The sequence below is a fragment of the Pseudomonas sp. B414 genome (genome assembly GCF_055408445.1).
In genome coordinates, this window is sequence record NZ_JBUZTQ010000019.1 from 55,308 (window position 1) to 73,470 (window position 18,163).

The 18,163-nt window shown below is 59.7% G+C and carries 16 protein-coding genes; all 16 read left to right on the forward strand.

The genetic code is table 11. The annotated features are described in order from the left end of the window. Nucleotides 1–257: 257 nt before the first annotated feature. Nucleotides 258–713: a division/cell wall cluster transcriptional repressor MraZ gene (mraZ, locus tag ACZRMH_RS16620; RefSeq protein WP_464014341.1), complete on the forward strand. Its 456-nt coding sequence runs from the start codon at nt 258–260 to the stop codon at nt 711–713. After that, nucleotides 710–1,657 carry a 16S rRNA (cytosine(1402)-N(4))-methyltransferase RsmH gene (gene rsmH / locus ACZRMH_RS16625; protein WP_464014342.1) on the forward strand — a complete coding sequence of 316 codons (948 nt, stop codon included), beginning with the start codon at nt 710–712 and terminating at the stop codon, nt 1,655–1,657. The genes mraZ and rsmH overlap by 4 nt, the downstream gene beginning before the upstream one ends. Next, nucleotides 1,654–1,947: a cell division protein FtsL gene (gene ftsL / locus ACZRMH_RS16630; RefSeq protein WP_019823808.1), complete on the forward strand. Its 294-nt coding sequence runs from the start codon at nt 1,654–1,656 to the stop codon at nt 1,945–1,947. Before rsmH ends, ftsL begins: the two co-directional genes overlap by 4 nt. After that, on the forward strand, nt 1,944–3,686 hold the full coding sequence (locus ACZRMH_RS16635; protein WP_464014343.1) for a peptidoglycan D,D-transpeptidase FtsI family protein: 1,743 nt from the start codon (nt 1,944–1,946) through the stop codon (nt 3,684–3,686). Before ftsL ends, ACZRMH_RS16635 begins: the two co-directional genes overlap by 4 nt. Beyond that, nucleotides 3,686–5,149 carry a UDP-N-acetylmuramoyl-L-alanyl-D-glutamate--2,6-diaminopimelate ligase gene (locus tag ACZRMH_RS16640; protein ID WP_464014344.1) on the forward strand — a complete coding sequence of 488 codons (1,464 nt, stop codon included), beginning with the start codon at nt 3,686–3,688 and terminating at the stop codon, nt 5,147–5,149. The genes ACZRMH_RS16635 and ACZRMH_RS16640 overlap by 1 nt, the downstream gene beginning before the upstream one ends. After that, nucleotides 5,142–6,509, forward strand: a complete 1,368-nt coding sequence (locus tag ACZRMH_RS16645) for a UDP-N-acetylmuramoyl-tripeptide--D-alanyl-D-alanine ligase (RefSeq protein WP_464014345.1) — start codon at nt 5,142–5,144, stop codon at nt 6,507–6,509. The genes ACZRMH_RS16640 and ACZRMH_RS16645 overlap by 8 nt, the downstream gene beginning before the upstream one ends. Continuing rightward, the gene (gene mraY / locus ACZRMH_RS16650; protein WP_083369779.1) at nt 6,509–7,591 is read left to right on the forward strand and encodes a phospho-N-acetylmuramoyl-pentapeptide-transferase; all 1,083 of its coding nucleotides are present in this window, start codon (nt 6,509–6,511) and stop codon (nt 7,589–7,591) included. The genes ACZRMH_RS16645 and mraY overlap by 1 nt, the downstream gene beginning before the upstream one ends. A gap of 5 nt (nt 7,592–7,596) precedes the next feature. Beyond that, a complete protein-coding gene (murD, locus tag ACZRMH_RS16655) occupies nt 7,597–8,943 on the forward strand; it encodes a UDP-N-acetylmuramoyl-L-alanine--D-glutamate ligase (protein WP_464014346.1) in 1,347 nt (448 codons plus the stop codon). Further along, on the forward strand, nt 8,940–10,154 hold the full coding sequence (gene ftsW, locus ACZRMH_RS16660) for a putative lipid II flippase FtsW (protein WP_464014347.1): 1,215 nt from the start codon (nt 8,940–8,942) through the stop codon (nt 10,152–10,154). Before murD ends, ftsW begins: the two co-directional genes overlap by 4 nt. Beyond that, entirely contained in the window at nt 10,144–11,214 is a 1,071-nt protein-coding gene (murG, locus tag ACZRMH_RS16665; RefSeq protein ID WP_464014348.1) for an undecaprenyldiphospho-muramoylpentapeptide beta-N-acetylglucosaminyltransferase, read from the forward strand. The genes ftsW and murG overlap by 11 nt, the downstream gene beginning before the upstream one ends. Further along, complete coding sequence (gene murC / locus ACZRMH_RS16670) at nt 11,207–12,670, forward strand: UDP-N-acetylmuramate--L-alanine ligase (RefSeq protein ID WP_464014349.1); 1,464 nt, start codon at nt 11,207–11,209, stop codon at nt 12,668–12,670. Before murG ends, murC begins: the two co-directional genes overlap by 8 nt. Continuing rightward, a complete protein-coding gene (locus tag ACZRMH_RS16675; protein ID WP_464014350.1) occupies nt 12,667–13,623 on the forward strand; it encodes a D-alanine--D-alanine ligase in 957 nt (318 codons plus the stop codon). Before murC ends, ACZRMH_RS16675 begins: the two co-directional genes overlap by 4 nt. 4 nt (nt 13,624–13,627) lie before the next feature. Next, nucleotides 13,628–14,497 (forward strand): cell division protein FtsQ/DivIB, encoded by an 870-nt coding sequence (locus tag ACZRMH_RS16680; RefSeq protein ID WP_464014351.1) that lies wholly within the window; start codon nt 13,628–13,630, stop codon nt 14,495–14,497. Between the two features lie 15 nt (nt 14,498–14,512). After that, on the forward strand, nt 14,513–15,772 hold the full coding sequence (gene ftsA, locus ACZRMH_RS16685; protein WP_016779533.1) for a cell division protein FtsA: 1,260 nt from the start codon (nt 14,513–14,515) through the stop codon (nt 15,770–15,772). A gap of 72 nt (nt 15,773–15,844) precedes the next feature. Beyond that, nucleotides 15,845–17,059 carry a cell division protein FtsZ gene (gene ftsZ, locus ACZRMH_RS16690; protein WP_464014352.1) on the forward strand — a complete coding sequence of 405 codons (1,215 nt, stop codon included), beginning with the start codon at nt 15,845–15,847 and terminating at the stop codon, nt 17,057–17,059. Between the two features lie 112 nt (nt 17,060–17,171). Then, a complete protein-coding gene (gene lpxC / locus ACZRMH_RS16695) occupies nt 17,172–18,083 on the forward strand; it encodes a UDP-3-O-acyl-N-acetylglucosamine deacetylase (protein WP_016779535.1) in 912 nt (303 codons plus the stop codon). Nucleotides 18,084–18,163 lie beyond the last annotated feature (80 nt).

Genomic DNA, 18,163 nt, shown 5'->3' on the forward strand with positions numbered 1-18,163 from the left:
AAAGTCCTCGTTCTTAACAAATCACTTTAAGTTTGAAGTCCATGGCTTTGAATTCATTGTGCGTCGCTTGTCAAAAAATCCCTCCGCTTACTGCTCTACGTCTATTTACCGTCCTAAATCTCAGTTATGTAAGGCTTTTCCTATAGGTCGCTCCTTGACGGTGCGGTGGGGGCATTCCTATAGTGTGCATAAGTGGTGGAAAGTGGCATAAAGTGGGTTTTTCAGACGTAAAACGTTAATATTTGGAGATGCGATCAGTGTTTCGCGGAGCCAACGCAATCAGTCTCGATGCCAAGGGCCGTCTCGCAATGCCGAGCCGGTACCGTGACGAGCTGATTTCGCGCAGTTCCGGGCACCTGATCGTGACCATCGATGCGGTCGATCCCTGCTTGTGTGTGTACCCCCTCGATGAGTGGGAATTGATTGAAACCAAGCTGCGGGCGTTGCCTTCGTTACGTGAAGAGAACCGTCGTTTGCAACGTCTGTTGATTGGTAATGCCGTCGATCTTGAGCTCGATGGCAGTGGTCGTTTTCTGGTGCCGCCGCGTTTGCGTGAATATGCCAAGTTGGACAAGCGCGCAATGTTGGTGGGCCAACTGAACAAGTTTCAACTGTGGGACGAGGATGCCTGGGAAGCTGTATCTGCAGCCGACCTTGCAGCCATTCAACAACCGGGCGCGATGCCTGACGAACTGCGTGATTTAATCCTGTGACTATAGATAGCGGCTTCAACCACATCACCGTACTGCTCGACGAAGCCGTAGAGGCTCTCGCCGTACGTCCTGATGGATGCTATCTGGATGGCACCTTCGGTCGCGGCGGACATAGCCGCCTGATACTCCAGAAGCTCGGCCCTGAGGGCCAACTGCTTGGTTTTGATAAAGATCCACAAGCGATTGCCACCGGGCAAGCGCTGGCGGCCGAAGACGGCCGCTTTGTTATTGTGCAGCGCAGTTTTGCTGAAATGGGATCCGAAATTGCTGCGCGCGGTCTGGCTGGCAAGGTTGATGGCATCCTCCTCGACCTGGGCGTGTCTTCGCCGCAGCTTGATGACCCGGAACGCGGCTTCAGCTTCATGAATGACGGCCCGCTGGATATGCGCATGGACCCGGATCGCGGCATCAGCGCTGCCGAGTTCGTCAACACTGCCTCCCAGGAAGAGATCGCCCGCGTATTCAAGGAATACGGCGAAGAGCGCTTCTCCGGGCGCATGGCCCGCGCTGTTGTCGAGCGTCGCGCTATCACCCCGTTCGAGCGCACCGGCGACCTGGCCGAAGTGCTGAAAGTGGCCAACCCGGCCTGGGAAAAGGGCAAGCACCCTGCGACCCGTACCTTCCAGGGCTTGCGCATTCACGTCAACAACGAGCTGGGCGACCTTGAAGCAGGCCTTGAGGCAGCGCTGGAGTCCCTGGCAATCGGTGGCCGTTTGGTAGTGATCAGCTTCCACTCTCTGGAAGACCGCATCGTCAAACTGTTTATGCGCAAGCTGGTCAAGGGCGAGCCCGACAACCTGCCACGCGGCTTGCCGGTTCAGCACGTAGCTTTCGTGCCGAAAATCAAGGTCCATGGCAAGGCACAGACCGCTTCTGATGCTGAGCTCAAAGCCAATCCGCGCTCGCGTAGCGCTGTCATGCGCGTCGCGGAGAAGCTTCGTTGAACAAGCTCTTCGCCAAACCACTTCCCGGCGGAAGTTTTTTCATGCTGCTGTTGTTTATTGGCGTGCTGGTTTCGGCTGTGGGCGTTTCTTACAGCGCCCACTGGAACCGCCAGTTGCTCAACACCCTGTACGGGGAACTGAGTGTGCGTGACAAGGCGCAGGCAGAATGGGGCCGTTTGATTCTCGAACAGAGCACCTGGACTGCCCATAGCCGTATCGAAACCCTGGCCAGCGAACAACTGAAAATGCGCATTCCGGGCGCGGCAGAAGTTCGGATGGTGGCGCCATGATCAAACTCGAAGGCGCACTCTACCCGTGGCGTTTTCGTGTGGTGCTGGCATTGCTGGCACTGCTGGTAGGCGCTATCGCCTGCCAGATCGTTTACCTGCAAGTGATCGACCATGACTTCCTCAAGGGCCAGGGTGATGCGCGCAGCTTGCGGCATATCCCTATCCCTGCACACCGCGGCCTGATTACCGACCGCAATGGCGAGCCCTTGGCCGTGAGTACCCCGGTGACCACCCTGTGGGCCAATGCCAAGGAAATGCAGGTGGCCAAGGACCGTTGGCCGGCGCTTGCCCATGCCCTGGGGCAAGACCCTAAAGTGCTGACCGCACGCCTTGAGCAGCAAGCCAATAAAGAATTTATCTACCTGGTCCGGGGCCTGACCCCTGAGCAGGGCCAGGTGGTGCTCGACCTCAAGGTGCCGGGTGTTTACGGCATTGAAGAATTCCGTCGTTTCTATCCGGCGGGTGAAGTGACGGCGCATATGGTCGGCTTTACCGATATCGACGATAAAGGTCGTGAAGGCGTTGAACTGGCCTATGACGAGTGGCTGGCCGGGGTTCCGGGCAAGCGGCAAGTGATCAAGGACCGGCGCGGGCGTCTGATCAAAGACGTGCAAGTGACCAAAAACGCCAAGGCAGGGAAGACCTTGGCGTTGTCGATTGACCTGCGCCTGCAGTACCTGGCCAACCGCGAACTGCGCAATGCGCTGGTCGAGAACGGTGCCAAGGCTGGCAGCCTGGTAATCATGGACGTCAAGACCGGCGAGATTCTGGCCATGGTCAACCAGCCCACCTACAACCCCAACAACCGTCGCAATCTGCAACCGGCGATGATGCGTAACCGCGCCATGATCGACGTGTTCGAGCCGGGCTCGACGGTAAAACCGATTTCGATGAGTGCTGCGTTGGAAACCGGGCGCTGGAAACCCACCGACAAGGTTGAGGTTTACCCGGGCACCCTGCAGTTGGGTAAATACACCATTCGTGACGTGTCGCGCACCGAAGGTCCGGTCCTCGACCTGACCGGCATCCTGATCAACTCCAGTAACGTGGGCATGAGTAAGGTCGCCTTCGATATCGGTGGCGAAGCGATCTTCCGCCAGATGGCCAAGATGGGCCTGGGGCAAGACACCGGCCTGGGCTTCCCGGGTGAACGCGTCGGCAACCTGCCCAACTACCGCGAATGGCGCAAGGCGGAAACCGCGACCCTGTCTTACGGCTACGGCGTTTCTGTCACCGCAATCCAGCTGGTTCACGCATTCTCGGCCCTGGCCAACAACGGCAAGCTGGCGCCGCTGACCCTGCTTAAAACCGACCGGCCAGCCGAGTCGGTGCAAGTCATGCCTGAGCAAGTGGCCAAGACGGTGCAGGGCATGCTGCAGGAAGTAATCGAAAACCCGCGGGGTGTCTGGCGTGCCAAGGTGCCGGCGTATCACGTCGGCGGCAAGTCGGGTACCGCGCGTAAAACTTCGTCCGGCGGTGTGAAAGGCTATGCGGTGAACTCTTACCGCTCATTGTTTGCCGGTTTTGGCCCCATGAGCGACCCCCGTTACGCGATCGTTGTGGTTATCGACGAGCCGAGCAAGGCGGGCTACTTCGGTGGTCTGGTTTCCGCTCCCGTATTTAGCAAAGTCATGTCCGGCACCCTGCGTTTGATGAATGTGATCCCGGATAACCTGCCAACGGCAGCGGAGCAACAAGCAGCGGCAGCCGCTGCAGCAGCCAAAGGAGGGCGCGGCTAATGTCCCTGAGCCTGAACAAGATTTTCCCTCACGCCGGTCACGATCTGCTGATCCGTGAGCTGACCCTCGACAGCCGCAATGTACGCGCAGGTGATTTGTTCCTGGCGGTACCCGGCGGCAAACTCGATGGTCGTGAACATATTGCCGACGCCTTGAAGCGCGGTGCGGCTGCCGTGGCTTATGAAGTAGACGGTGCAGATGTGCTGCCGATCTCGTCCGTGCCGCTGATTCCGGTCAAGGGCCTTGCGGCTCAGCTTTCGGATATCGCCGGGCGTTTTTACGGCGAGCCGAGTCGTCACCTCAATCTGGTTGGCGTGACTGGCACCAACGGGAAAACCAGTGTGACCCAGTTGGTGGCGCAGGCCCTTGATCTGTTGGGTCAGCACTGCGGCATCGTGGGCACCCTGGGCACCGGCTTTTATGGCGCGCTGCAAAGCGGTCGCCACACCACGCCGGACCCGATCGCAGTACAGGCGATGCTGGCCGACCTGAAAAAGGCCGGCGCCAAAGCGGTGGCCATGGAAGTGTCGTCCCATGGCCTGGATCAAGGCCGGGTCAGTGCATTGGCGTTCGACGTCGCCGTGCTGACCAACCTGTCCCGCGATCATCTGGACTACCACGGCAGCATGGAGGTTTACGCCGCCGCCAAGGCCAAGCTGTTTGCCTGGCCTGACCTGCGTTGTCGCGTGCTGAATCTGGATGATGAATTCGGTCGCCAACTGGCCGCTGAAAAGCACGACTCGCGCCTGATCAGCTACAGCCTGGAAGACAGCAGCGCTACTTTGTATTGCCGTGACGCAACCTTCGATGACGACGGTGTGCGTGCGACAGTAGTGACCGCTCAGGGCGAGCACTTGCTGCGCAGCTCCCTGCTTGGGCGCTTCAACCTGAGCAACGTGCTGGCTGCTATCGGTGCCTTGCTGGGTCTGGATTATCCGCTGGATGAAATTCTCACCGTATTGCCCAAACTGGAAGGCCCGATCGGGCGTATGCAGCGTTTGGGCGGCGGCAGCAAGCCGCTGGTAGTGGTCGATTACGCCCACACCCCGGATGCCCTGGAAAAAGTACTGCTGGCTCTGCGCCCGCATGCCAAGGGCCAGTTGCTGTGCCTGTTTGGCTGTGGCGGCGACCGCGATCGCGGCAAGCGCCCGTTGATGGCGCAAGTGGTTGAACGTTTGGCCGACGGCGTGCTGGTCACTGACGACAACCCGCGCACTGAAGCGCCTGCGCAAATCTTCGATGATATCCGTGTCGGTTTTGCTGCGCCGCAGAACGTCACTTTTGTAGCCGGTCGTGGTGACGCGATTGCCCAGATCATTGCCAACGCTCGCGTCGAAGACGTGATCGTGCTGGCCGGTAAAGGTCACGAGGACTATCAGGAAATCAACGGCGAACGCCATGACTTCTCTGATCTGGTCAAAGCGGCCAAAGCCCTGGAAATCTGGGAGGCTGACCATGCTTAAGCCTCTGTTGCTCAGTGAAGTGGCTGCAGCCCTGCAAGGACGTGTGGTTGAAGCAGACTGCCGTTTCAATGGCGTCAGCATCGACAGCCGTGCAATCAGCAAGGGTCAGCTGTTTATTGCGCTGACCGGCCCGCGCTTCGATGGTCACGACTACCTGAATGAAGTCGCTGCCAAGGGCGCCGTTGCCGCTCTGGTCGAGCGCGAAGTGCCTGAGTCGGCATTGCCACAGCTGGTGGTCAGGGACACCCGCGAAGCCTTGGGCCGTCTGGGCGCGCTCAATCGCGCCGGTTATGACAAACCGGTCGCGGCCATTACCGGTTCCAGTGGCAAAACCACCGTAAAAGAAATGCTCGCCTGTATCCTGCGCACCCGCGGCCCGGTGCTGGCAACCAAAGGCAACTTGAACAACGATCTGGGCGTCCCCCTGACCCTGATCGAGCTGACTAACGAACACACGTCGGCAGTTATCGAGCTGGGCGCCTCGCGCATCGGCGAGATCGCCTACACCGTGGCCATGACCAAACCTCAGGTTGCCGTGCTCAACAATGCCGGCACTGCCCATGTGGGCGAGTTTGGCGGCCCGGAAAAGATCGTCGAGGCCAAGGGTGAGATTATTGAAGGGCTGGATGCCGATGGCGTCGCCGTTCTCAATCTGGATGACAAGGCTTTCGCTATCTGGAAAGCCCGTGCAGCAGGGCGCAAGGTGTTGAGCTTTGCCCTGGGCAATCCTGAGGCTGACTTTTATGCCAGCGACCTGAGCCGTGATGCTCGCGGTTGCCCGGGCTTCACCTTGCATAGCCCGCTGGGTAGCGAGCGGGTGCAATTGAACCTGCTGGGCACCCATAACGTGGCCAACGCGCTGGCGGCTGCGGCCGCCGCTCACGCCCTGGGCGTTTCGCTGTTCGGGATCAAAACCGGACTTGAAGCGGTGTTGCCGGTCAAGGGCCGTGCCGTCGCGCAAGTGACCGCCGAGGGCCTGCGAATTATTGATGACACTTACAACGCAAACCCCACCTCAATGTGCGCTGCCGTTGATATACTCGCCGCCTTTTCCGGCCGCACCGTCCTGGTGCTCGGAGATATTGGCGAACTGGGTGAGTGGGCGGAGCAAGGACATCGTGAAGTAGGCGCTTATGCCGCCGACAAAGTTTCAGCGCTCTATGCGGTGGGACCCATGATGGCTCATGCCGTCACTGCTTTTGGACACCAGGCTCGTCACTTCGCCAATCAGGCTGACCTGATCAAGGCGCTTCGCGCTGAGCACGAAACAAACACCACTATTTTGATCAAGGGCTCGCGCAGCGCTGCGATGGAAAACATCGTTGCGGCTTTGTGCGGTTCCAGCGGGGAGAAACATTAATGCTGCTGCTGCTAGCGGAGTATCTGCAACAGTTCTACAAAGGCTTCGCGGTCTTCCAGTACTTGTCCCTGCGCGGGATTCTAGGGGTGCTGACCGCGTTGACCTTGTCGTTGTGCCTGGGGCCGTGGATGATCCGCACCCTGCAAAACCGTCAGATCGGCCAGTCGGTGCGTAATGACGGCCCGCAATCGCACCTGTCGAAATCCGGCACCCCGACCATGGGTGGCGCGCTGATCCTGTCGGCCATCGCCATCAGCACCCTGTTATGGGCTGACCTGAGCAACCGCTATGTGTGGGTCGTGCTGATTGTGACCCTGCTGTTCGGTGCCATTGGCTGGGTTGACGACTACCGCAAGGTGATCGAAAAGAATTCCCGTGGCTTGCCGAGCCGCTGGAAGTATTTCTGGCAGTCGGTGTTCGGTCTGGGCGCGGCGATCTTCTTGTACGTCACGGCGCCAAGCGCGGTGGAAACCACGCTGATCCTGCCGATCCTCAAGGATGCCAGCATCCCGCTGGGTATTGGCTTTGTGGTGCTGACCTATTTTGTGATCGTGGGTTCGAGCAACGCGGTCAACCTGACTGACGGCCTCGATGGTCTGGCGATCATGCCGACCGTGATGGTCGGCGGTGCGCTGGGTATCTTCTGCTACCTGTCGGGCAACGTGAAATTTGCCGACTACCTGCTGATCCCTTATGTACCGGGCGCAGGTGAGTTGATTGTGTTCTGCGGCGCACTGATTGGCGCCGGCCTCGGGTTTTTGTGGTTCAACACTTACCCGGCACAAGTCTTTATGGGTGACGTCGGCGCGCTGGCGCTGGGCGCTGCCCTGGGCACCATCGCCGTGATCGTGCGTCAGGAAATCGTGCTGTTCATCATGGGCGGTGTGTTCGTGATGGAAACCCTGTCCGTGGTGATCCAGGTAGCGTCTTTCAAGTTGACCGGCAAGCGGGTGTTCCGCATGGCGCCGATTCATCACCACTTTGAACTCAAAGGCTGGCCCGAGCCGCGTGTGATCGTCCGTTTCTGGATCATCACCGTGATCCTTGTGTTGGTAGGCCTTGCCACGCTGAAGCTGAGGTAGAACCTGTGTCTCTGATCGCTTCTGACCACTTCCGCATCGTTGTCGGCCTCGGCAAGAGCGGCATGTCCCTGGTGCGCTTTCTGGCGCAGCGCGGCGTGTCGTTTGCCGTGGCGGACACGCGGGAAAATCCACCGGAGCTGGCCACGCTGCGCCGTGACTACCCGCAAGTGGAAGTGCGTTGTGGCGAGCTGGATGTCGACTTCCTGTGCCGTGCCGACGAGCTCTACGTGAGCCCCGGCCTGGCCCTGGCGACTCCGGCGCTGCAAGCGGCGGCGGCCCGTGGCGTAAAATTGTCGGGCGACATCGACCTGTTCGCGCGTAACGCGAAAGCGCCCATCGTGGCAATCAGCGGCTCCAACGCCAAAAGCACCGTGACCACCCTGGTCGGTGAAATGGCCGCGGCAGCCGGCAAGCGCGTGGCCGTCGGCGGCAACCTCGGGACCCCGGCGCTGGACCTGCTCAGCGACGACATCGAGCTGTACGTGATGGAGCTGTCGAGCTTCCAGCTGGAAACTACCAACCAGTTGGGCGCTGAAGTGGCCACCGTCCTCAATGTCAGCGAAGATCATATGGACCGCTACACCGGCCTGCCGGCGTATCACCTGGCCAAACACCGGATTTTCCGTGGTGCCCGGCAGGTGGTGGTCAACCGTCAGGATGCCTTGACCCGCCCGCTGATGAGCGAAGGTCAGCCGTGCTGGACCTTCGGCCTGAGCGCACCGGACTTCAAGGCCTTTGGCCTGCGCGAAGAAAACGGCGAAAAACACCTCGCCTTCGAATTCCAGAACCTGATGCCTGTTCGCGAGCTGAAGGTGCGTGGCGCCCATAACCAGGCCAATGCCCTGGCCGCCCTGGCTCTGGGACATGCGGTCGGTTTGCCGTTCGATGCCATGCTCGCCAGCCTGCGCACTTTCACCGGCCTTGAGCACCGCTGCCAGTGGGTTCGCGAGCTGGATGGCGTGAGCTACTACAACGATTCCAAGGCCACCAACGTCGGTGCGGCACTGGCTGCCATCGACGGCCTGGGCATGGACATGGATGGCAAGCTGATCCTGATCGCTGGCGGTGACGGCAAGGGCGCCGACTTCAGCGGCCTGCGTGATTCGGTGGCCAAGTACTGCCGCGCCGTCGTGCTGATGGGGCGTGATGCGGGCCTTATTGCCGATGCCTTGGGCGATGACGTGCCGCAAGTACGGGTTGCTTCGCTGGACGAAGCCATCGCGCAAAGCCGTGCCCTGGCACAACCGGGTGATGCGGTCTTGCTGTCGCCCGCCTGCGCCAGTTTCGACATGTTCAAGAACTACGAAGATCGCGGCCAGTTGTTCGCCCGCGCTGTGGAGGTGCTGGCATGATTTTCGGCATCCTCAAGCCTTACCCTTCGCCGCTGATCACGGGCCGTGGCATCGACCTCGATTTCCCGTTGCTGGCCGGTTGCATGGCCTTGCTGGGTCTGGGGCTGGTGATGATCACTTCGGCTTCGTCCGAAGTGGCTGCCTTGCAGTCCGGCAACACCCTGTACCACATGATCCGCCACCTGTTTTACATCGTGCTCGGTCTGGGCGCGTGCATCATGACCATGATGGTGCCGATCGCGACCTGGCAACGTATGGGCTTTATGTTGCTGATCGGTGCATTCGGTTTGCTGGTGGCCGTGCTGATCCCGGGCATTGGCCGTGAGGTTAACGGTTCGATGCGCTGGATCGGTTTCAGCTTCTTTAACGTGCAGCCTTCGGAAATCGCCAAGGTCTTTGTGGTGATCTACCTCGCGGGCTATCTGGTGCGTCAGCAGAAGGAAGTGCGCGAAAGCTGGATGGGCTTCTTCAAGCCATTTATCGTGCTGCTGCCGATGGCCGGCCTGCTGCTGATGGAGCCGGACTTTGGTGCCACTGTAGTAATGATGGGGGCTGCGGCGGCCATGCTGTTCCTTGGCGGTGTCGGCCTGTTCCGTTTCGCCCTGATGGTCGCGCTGGCGGTCGGTGCCGTGTTTGTTCTGGTACAGGCGCAGCCTTACCGAATGGCGCGTTTGATCACCTTTACCGATCCCTGGTCCGACCAGTTCGGCTCCGGTTACCAGCTGACCCAGGCCCTGATCGCCTTCGGTCGCGGTGAGTGGTTCGGCGTAGGCCTGGGCAACAGCGTACAGAAGCAGTTCTACCTGCCTGAAGCCCATACCGACTTCGTGTTCTCGGTACTGGCAGAGGAGCTGGGGGTTGTCGGCTCGCTGCTGACCGTGGCCCTGTTCGTGTTCGTGTGTGTGCGCGGCATGTATATCGGCATGTGGGCCGAGCGCGCCAAGCAGTATTTCTCGGCTTATATGGCGTACGGCCTGTCGTTCCTGTGGATCGGCCAGTTCCTGATCAATATCGGGGTAAACGTCGGCCTGCTGCCCACCAAGGGCCTGACCCTGCCTTTCCTCAGCTACGGCGGCAGCTCGCTGGTGATTTGCTGCGTGTGTATGGGCCTGTTGCTGCGCATCGAGTGGGAGAGTCGAACCCACCTGGGCAGCGAAGAGACCGATTTCAAAGAAAGCGACTTCGCAGAGGAGCCGACCCATGGGCGCTAATGTGCTGATCATGGCGGGCGGCACCGGTGGCCACGTGTTCCCGGCGCTGGCTTGCGCCCGCGAATTCGAAGCCCGCGGCTACACCGTGCACTGGCTCGGTACACCGCGTGGTATCGAGAATGAGCTGGTAGAGCCTGCCGGTTTCAAACTGCACCTGATCAACGTCGCGGGCCTGCGTGGCAAGAGCAAGCTGTCGCTGATCAAGGCGCCGTTTGTGCTGCTCAAAGCGCTGTTTCAGGCGCGCAAGATCATTCGTCAGCTCAAGCCGGTCTGCGTGCTTGGCTTCGGTGGTTACGTGACCGGGCCTGGCGGCCTGGCGGCGAAAACCTGCGGTGTACCGGTGATCATTCACGAGCAGAACGCAGTAGCCGGTACGGCCAACCGCTTGCTGGTGCCTATGACCCGCCGTGTGTGCGAAGCCTTCCCCGGCACCTTCGAGGCGTCGGACAAGCTGCGCAGCACCGGTAACCCGGTACGCCCCGAGCTGTTCAGCCTGGCGCCACGTGCCGCACTGCAAGGGCGCAAGGCACGCCTGCTGGTGCTGGGCGGAAGCCTGGGCGCCGAACCGTTGAACAAGTTGTTGCCTGAAGCGCTGGCCCAAGTATCGGCTGAGGTGCGTCCTGAGGTGTTTCATCAGGCCGGCAAGCAACATGACCAGATTACTGCCGAGCGCTATACCGCGGTCGGTGTCGAGGCTCAAGTACAGCCTTTTATCAAAGACATGGCCCAAGCCTATGGCTGGGCCGACCTGGTGGTTTGTCGCGCAGGCGCGCTGACCGTCAGTGAACTGGCTGCGGCCGGTCTGCCTTCGCTGCTGGTGCCATTGCCCCACGCGATTGACGACCATCAGAGCCGCAATGCCGACTTTCTGGCACGCGAGGGCGCCGCCTTCCTGATGCCGCAAGCGACAACTGGCGCAGCCGAACTGGCTGCACGCCTGACAGAGGTTTTGATGCAACCGGAACGACTCAACAGCATGGCGGCCAATGCCCGCCGCCTGGCCAAACCTGATGCGACCCGCAACGTTGTAGATATCTGCCTGGAGGTGGCCAATGGTTGAAAATCAAAAAGCTATGCCACAACCCGAGATGCGCCGTATCCGTCGCATTCACTTCGTCGGTATCGGCGGTGTGGGCATGTGCGGTATTGCCGAAGTGTTGCTCAACCTGGGCTATCAAGTGTCGGGTTCGGACCTGAATGCATCGCCAGTGACCGAGCGTCTTGAATCGTTCGGCGCGCACATCTTTATCGGCCACCGTGCCGAGAACGCCGCCAACGCCGATGTACTGGTGGTGTCGAGCGCTGTAAACACCTCCAACCCCGAAGTGGCCAATGCCCTGGAACGTCGTATTCCAGTGGTGCCCCGGGCCGAGATGCTGGCTGAACTGATGCGCTACCGCCACGGCATCGCCGTTGCCGGTACCCACGGTAAAACCACCACCACCAGCCTGCTGGCCTCGGTGTTCGCCGCCGGTGGCCTGGACCCGACGTTTGTAATCGGTGGCCGGTTGAATGCAGCAGGCACCAATGCACAGCTGGGCACCAGCCGTTACCTGATTGCCGAAGCAGACGAAAGCGATGCCAGCTTCCTGCATCTGCAACCGCTGGTTGCCGTGGTCACCAATATCGACGCTGACCATATGGCGACCTACGAAGGTGACTTCAACAAGCTGAAGAAAACCTTCGTCGAGTTCCTCCACAACCTGCCGTTCTATGGCCTGGCCGTGCTGTGCCTGGACGATCCGGTGGTGCGTGAAATCCTGCCGCTGGTCAAGCGTCCGACCGTGACCTACGGCTTCAGCGAAAACGCTGACGTACGTGCAATCAATGTGCGCCAGCAGGGCATGCAAACCTTCTTCACCGTGTTGCGCCCGGATCGCGAGCCGCTGGATGTATCGGTCAACATGCCGGGCAACCACAACGTGCTCAATGCCCTGGCCACCATCTGCATTGCTTCCGATGAAGGCATCAGCGATGACGCCATTGTTCAGGGCCTGTCCGGCTTTGAAGGTGTGGGCCGACGCTTCCAGGTTTACGGCGAATTGCCGGTTGAAGGCGGCAGCGTGATGCTGGTCGACGACTATGGCCACCACCCGACCGAAGTTGCGGCCGTGATCAAGGCCGTACGCGGTGGCTGGCCTGAGCGGCGCCTGGTGATGGTGTACCAGCCGCACCGCTTCAGTCGTACCCGCGACCTGTACGACGATTTCGTCCAGGTCCTGGCCGACGCCAACGTGCTGCTGTTGATGGAAGTCTACCCGGCTGGCGAAGAGCCGATCCCGGGTGCCGACAGCCGCCAGCTGTGCCACAGCATCCGCCAGCGCGGCCAGCTGGACCCGATTTACATCGAGCGCGGCGTTGAGCTGGCGCCGATCGTCAAGCCGCTGCTGCGTGCTGGCGACATTCTGTTGTGCCAAGGGGCGGGCGATATCGGCCGTCTGGCACCGCAACTTATCAAGAGCCCGCTGTTCGCCGGTGCTGTTGTTGCCGCTACCAGTGAAGGAAAGTTGAAATGACTGCTGCCTACGCCAATCTGTTCTCGACCATTGCCCCAGCCGATTTCGGCCGTGTGGCGGTGTTGTTCGGCGGCAAAAGCGCTGAGCGTGAAGTCTCGTTGAAGTCGGGCAATGCCGTGCTGGGCGCGCTGCAAAGCGCTGGTGTGGATGCCTTCGGTATCGATGTGGGCGATGACTTCATCACCCGTATCACCAGCGAAAAAATCGACCGCGCGTTCATCATTCTCCACGGTCGTGGCGGTGAAGACGGCAGCATGCAAGGCCTGCTGGAGTGCCTGGGCATTCCTTACACCGGCAGCGGCATCCTCGCCTCGGCCCTGGCCATGGACAAGCTGCGCACCAAGCAGGTGTGGCACAGCCTGGGCATTCCAACGCCGCGTCATGCCGTATTGAGCAGCGAAGCCGATTGTATTTCTGCGGGCAAGGAACTGAGCTTCCCTTTGATCGTCAAACCGGCTCATGAAGGTTCAAGTATCGGTATGGCCAAAGTGAGTAACGTGGACGAGTTGATCGTCGCGTGGGCCGATGCCAGCAAGTACGACTCGCAAGTATTGGTAGAGCAGTGGATCTCGGGTCCCGAGTTCACCATCGCCACCCTGCGTGACCAGGTATTGCCACCGATTGCCCTGGGCACTCCCCACACCTTTTACGACTACGACGCCAAGTACGTGGCCAACGATACCCAGTATCGGATCCCGTGCGGCCTCGACAGTGCCAAGGAACAAGAGCTCATGGACCTCACGGCGAAAGCCTGCGAGGCGATCGGCATTGCCGGTTGGGGCCGTCTCGACGTGATGCAGGACACCGCAGGCCAGTTCTGGCTGCTGGAAGTCAACACCGCGCCGGGCATGACCGATCACAGCCTGGTGCCGATGGCGGCCAAGGCTGCCGGTCTGGATTTCCAGCAGTTGGTGCTGTCGATTCTGGCGGCAAGCATAGAGGCGCGAGGTTAAGTCCATGCAAGGTGCATCGCTTCGTCATCAACCACCACCCGCTCCCGGCCGCAAGCCGGTGCCGCGTGGCGCCAGCCGGATGGTGGCGAAAGAACCGATGTCGGTGCGTTTGCCAAAAGCCAATTTCGGCTTTTTGAAAGCCCTGTTCTGGCCGGTGCTGCTGGTAGCGCTGGGTTATGGCACCTACGAAGGTGCGCAGCGTTTGATGCCGTATGCGGATCGGCCGATCACCAATGTCAATGTACAGGGTGATCTGACCTATATCAGCCAGCAAGCCGTGCAGCAGCGTATTGCCCCGTATGTGGGGGCGAGCTTTTTCACGGTAGACCTGGCTGGCATGCGCACCGAGCTTGAACAGATGCCCTGGATTGCCCACGCCGAAGTTCGGCGGGTGTGGCCCGATCAGGTGGTAATCCGCCTTGAAGAGCAACTGCCGGTGGCTCGCTGGGGTGATGAAGCACTGCTCAACAACCAGGGTCAGGCATTCACCCCGCGTGAGCTGGCCAACTACGAACACTTGCCGCAGCTGTTTGGCCCACAACGGGCCCAGCAGCAGGTGATGCAGCAGTATCAGGTACTGAGCCAGATGCTGCGTCCGATGGGCTTTTCCATAGTCCGGCTGGAATTGCGTGAGCGCGGCAGCTGGTTCCTGACCACCGGAGCCGGCAGTGCAGGGCCCGGGATCGAGCTGCTGTTGGGGCGCGATCACCTGGTAGAAAAAATGCGTCGCTTCATAGCCATCTATGAAAAAACGCTGAAAGAACAGATTACCAACATAGCGCGCATCGATTTGCGTTACGCCAACGGATTGGCCGTCGGCTGGCGGGAACCTGTGGCACCGACGATAGCCCAACCCGCTGTCGCGAAGAATTAAGAAGAGGCAGGACCCATGGCAAACGTGCAAAGCGGAAAAATGATCGTCGGTCTCGATATCGGCACCTCCAAGGTGGTGGCGCTGGTGGGCGAGGTCGGTGAAGACGGTACGATCGAAATCGTCGGTATTGGCACGCATCCGTCCCGGGGCCTGAAGAAAGGCGTGGTGGTGAACATCGAGTCCACCGTGCAATCGATCCAGCGCGCTATCGAAGAGGCGCAGCTGATGGCCGGTTGCCGGATTCACTCGGCGTTTGTCGGCGTTGCCGGCAACCACATCCGCAGCCTGAATTCCCACGGTATCGTGGCGATTCGTGATCGCGAAGTCAGCACCGCCGACCTTGAGCGCGTCCTCGACGCTGCCCAGGCTGTCGCGATCCCTGCTGACCAGCGTGTGCTGCACACCCTGGCCCAGGACTACGTGATCGATAACCAGGAAGGCGTGCGTGAGCCACTGGGTATGTCGGGCGTACGTCTGGAAGCCAAGGTTCACGTCGTGACCTGTGCGGTCAATGCCGCACAGAATATCGAGAAGTGCGTACGCCGCTGCGGGCTTGAGGTCGATGACATCATCCTTGAGCAACTGGCGTCGGCTTACTCGGTGCTCACCGATGACGAAAAAGAGCTGGGCGTATGCCTGGTGGATATCGGTGGCGGTACCACCGATATCGCGATCTTCACCGAAGGCGCGATCCGCCACACGGCCGTGATCCCGATCGCGGGTGACCAGGTGACCAACGACATCGCCATGGCGCTGCGTACACCGACCCAATATGCCGAAGAAATCAAGATTCGTTACGCCTGTGCCCTGGCCAAACTGGCCGGTGCCGGCGAAACCATCAAAGTGCCGAGCGTGGGCGATCGCCCACCCCGTGAACTGTCCCGTCAGGCCCTGGCCGAAGTGGTCGAGCCGCGTTATGACGAGCTGTTCACCCTGATTCAGGCCGAGCTGCGTCGCAGCGGATACGAAGACCTGATCCCTGCGGGCATCGTGTTGACCGGTGGTACTTCAAAGATGGAAGGCGCGGTGGAACTTGCCGAAGAGATCTTCCACATGCCGGTCCGCCTGGGCGTGCCGCACAGCTTCAAAGGCTTGACCGACGTTGTGCGCAATCCGATTTACTCCACCGCTGTGGGCTTGTTGCTGTACGGGCTGCAAAAGCAGTCAGACGGTATCTCCATATCGGGTATCAGCAACCGCGACAACTACAGCAGTGACGAACAAAAAGCCCCTGTGCTTGAGCGCCTCAAGCGCTGGGTACAGGGCAACTTTTAAAGCTTGAGCTTGAAAAGATTCAAAGCAGTAGAAGTAGGCGAAAAAAACTAGAGAACTGAAAGGAGAGGGACCATGTTCGAACTCGTAGACAACATCCCGCAAAGCCCGGTAATCAAGGTTATCGGTGTTGGTGGTGGCGGTGGCAATGCTGTTAACCATATGGTTAAGAGCAACATCGAAGGCGTGGAATTCATCTGCGCCAACACTGACGCACAAGCGCTCAAAAGCATTGGCGCGCGCACCATCCTGCAACTGGGCACTGGCGTGACCAAGGGCCTGGGTGCCGGCGCAAATCCGGAAGTCGGTCGTCAGGCCGCTCTGGAAGATCGCGAGCGCATTGCTGAAGTGCTGCAGGGCACCAATATGGTGTTCATCACCACGGGCATGGGCGGTGGTACCGGTACCGGTGCTGCGCCGATCATTGCCGAAGTGGCCAAGGAAATGGGCATTCTCACCGTTGCGGTGGTGACACGTCCGTTCCCGTTCGAAGGTCGCAAGCGCATGCAGATCGCTGACGAAGGTATTCGTCTGCTGTCCGAAAGCGTCGATTCGTTGATCACGATTCCGAACGAAAAACTGCTGACCATCCTGGGCAAGGACGCCAGCCTGCTGTCGGCTTTCGCCAAGGCCGATGACGTACTGGCCGGTGCCGTTCGCGGTATCTCCGACATCATCAAGCGTCCGGGCATGATCAACGTCGACTTTGCCGATGTGCGCACCGTGATGAGCGAAATGGGCATGGCAATGATGGGCACTGGCTGCGCCAGCGGTCCGAACCGTGCTCGCGAAGCGACCGAAGCGGCCATCCGCAACCCGTTGCTCGAAGACGTGAACCTGGAAGGCGCTCGTGGCATCCTGGTGAACATCACCGCCGGCCCTGACCTGTCCCTGGGTGAGTACTCCGACGTGGGCAGCATCATTGAAGCCTTCGCTTCCGAGCACGCCATGGTCAAGGTCGGTACCGTTATCGATCCGGATATGCGCGACGAGCTGCATGTCACCGTGGTTGCGACCGGTCTGGGCGCGAAAATCGAGAAGCCGGTCAAGGTAATCGACAACACCGTGCAAACTTCTTACGCAGCCTCTTCGGCTCACAGCGCCCCAGCTCGTCAGGAAGCGCGTACCGAGCGTCAGGAGCAACCGGTGGTCAACTACCGTGATCTGGACCGCCCGACGGTGATGCGTAATCAGGCCCAGCAAGGCGCGACAACCGCTGCCAAGCTCAATCCTCAAGACGATCTGGATTACCTGGACATCCCGGCTTTCCTGCGTCGACAGGCTGATTAATGAAATCAATCAGGGCTATTAAGGTGATTGGTGTTCAGCAAAGGCTCGGTCTGCTATTATCGCCAGCCTTTGTTGATACCAGTTCGCAATTTGCGCTGAAGCGGCCAATGCCATGATTAAACAACGCACCCTGAAAAATATTATCCGTGCCACAGGTGTCGGCCTGCACTCCGGCGAGAAGGTCTATCTGACCCTCAAGCCCGCGCCTGTGGACACCGGCATCGTGTTTTGTCGTGCAGACCTTGACCCTGTTGTGCAGATCCCTGCGCGCGCGGAAAACGTCGGCGAGACAACGATGTCGACCACGTTGGTCAACGGCGACGTAAAAGTAGACACGGTAGAGCACTTGCTCTCGGCCATGGCTGGCCTGGGGATCGATAACGCCTACGTCGAACTCTCCGCGTCTGAAGTCCCGATTATGGACGGTAGCGCCGGACCTTTCGTGTTTCTGATTCAATCTGCCGGCCTGGAAGAACAGGACGCGCCGAAGAAGTTCATCCGTATCCTGCGTGAAGTGACAGTGGAAGATGGCGACAAGCGCGCCACTTTCGTCCCTTTCGAAGGCTTCAAGGTGAGCTTCGAGATCGATTTCGATCACCCGGTTTTCCGTAACCGCACCCAAAGTGCAACCGTGGATTTTTCCAGCACTTCGTTTGTAAAAGAAGTCAGCCGCGCGCGTACCTTTGGTTTCATGAGTGATATCGAGTACCTGCGCAAGCACAACCTCGCACTCGGCGGTAGCGTGGAAAACGCCATCGTGGTCGACGCGGATGGTGTACTGAACGAAGACGGCCTTCGCTATGAAGACGAATTCGTGAAGCACAAGATCCTCGACGCAATTGGCGACCTTTACCTGTTGGGCAATAGCCTGATCGGTGAATTCAAGGGCTTCAAGTCTGGCCATGCTCTGAACAACCAGCTGATTCGCAAGCTGCTTGAAGAGACTGATGCATGGGAAGTCGTGACCTTTGAAGATGCCAGCACTGCACCGATCTCGTACATGCGTCCGGTTGCGGCAGTTTAAGTAAAACTTCTTTCTCTAGTTTTTGAAGGCCACCCTCGGGTGGCCTTTTTTTATTGTCATCCGCCGCCGCCAACAACACA

Excerpts from the sequence above, each read along its gene's own strand:
- mraY (WP_083369779.1), top strand. The coding sequence starts at position 6,509 with ATGCTGCTGCTGCTAGCGGAGTATCTGCAACAGTTCTACAAAGGCTTC.
- murC (WP_464014349.1), top strand. The coding sequence starts at position 11,207 with ATGGTTGAAAATCAAAAAGCTATGCCACAACCCGAGATGCGCCGTATC.
- ACZRMH_RS16645 (WP_464014345.1), top strand. The coding sequence starts at position 5,142 with ATGCTTAAGCCTCTGTTGCTCAGTGAAGTGGCTGCAGCCCTGCAAGGA.
- ftsW (WP_464014347.1), top strand. The coding sequence starts at position 8,940 with ATGATTTTCGGCATCCTCAAGCCTTACCCTTCGCCGCTGATCACGGGC.
- ACZRMH_RS16680 (WP_464014351.1), top strand. The coding sequence starts at position 13,628 with ATGCAAGGTGCATCGCTTCGTCATCAACCACCACCCGCTCCCGGCCGC.
- lpxC (WP_016779535.1), top strand. The coding sequence starts at position 17,172 with ATGATTAAACAACGCACCCTGAAAAATATTATCCGTGCCACAGGTGTC.
- murG (WP_464014348.1), top strand. The coding sequence starts at position 10,144 with ATGGGCGCTAATGTGCTGATCATGGCGGGCGGCACCGGTGGCCACGTG.
- ACZRMH_RS16635 (WP_464014343.1), top strand. The coding sequence starts at position 1,944 with ATGATCAAACTCGAAGGCGCACTCTACCCGTGGCGTTTTCGTGTGGTG.
- ftsA (WP_016779533.1), top strand. The coding sequence starts at position 14,513 with ATGGCAAACGTGCAAAGCGGAAAAATGATCGTCGGTCTCGATATCGGC.
- ACZRMH_RS16675 (WP_464014350.1), top strand. The coding sequence starts at position 12,667 with ATGACTGCTGCCTACGCCAATCTGTTCTCGACCATTGCCCCAGCCGAT.
- ACZRMH_RS16640 (WP_464014344.1), top strand. The coding sequence starts at position 3,686 with ATGTCCCTGAGCCTGAACAAGATTTTCCCTCACGCCGGTCACGATCTG.
- ftsZ (WP_464014352.1), top strand. The coding sequence starts at position 15,845 with ATGTTCGAACTCGTAGACAACATCCCGCAAAGCCCGGTAATCAAGGTT.